The organism is Aquitalea sp. ASV15 (genome assembly GCF_016429115.1).
In the GTDB taxonomy this organism is placed as follows: Bacteria; Pseudomonadota; Gammaproteobacteria; order Burkholderiales; family Chromobacteriaceae; genus Aquitalea; species Aquitalea magnusonii.
On the sequence record NZ_JAELTZ010000233.1, the window covers coordinates 1 to 291 of the forward strand.

General features: G+C 64.3%; 1 protein-coding gene. It reads right to left on the minus strand.

Going from position 1 to position 291, the window contains the following annotated elements; genetic code table 11:
• Nucleotides 1-282 (minus strand): hypothetical protein (locus JHD64_RS21700; RefSeq protein ID WP_199055803.1); only part of this gene is annotated, 282 nt, incomplete at its 3' end.
• Between the last annotated feature and the right edge of the window lie 9 nt (nt 283-291).

Below are 291 nucleotides of genomic sequence, written 5' to 3' on the forward strand. Positions count from 1 at the left end.
GCTGATGACGGTGTAGATGTGCGGGTTGAAGTCATACAAATGGGTGGGCACACCCATCAATCCCCCGCCCGGCCCGGCCAGGAGACTGGAGCAGGCCGCCAGCCAGGGCAGCAGCAGGCAGAGCAGCACGCGTCGGAGCCAGCGGATGCCGTGCCGCCAGAGCTGTTGCTGCAGATAGCGCATGTCGCGCAGCTCCTGCGCATCACTGGGGAAGGCATCCAGCTGATCATCCCAGGGTGCGGCCAGCTGGGCGTGTTCCAGGTTTATTGGGGTTTCGGACATGACTGACCC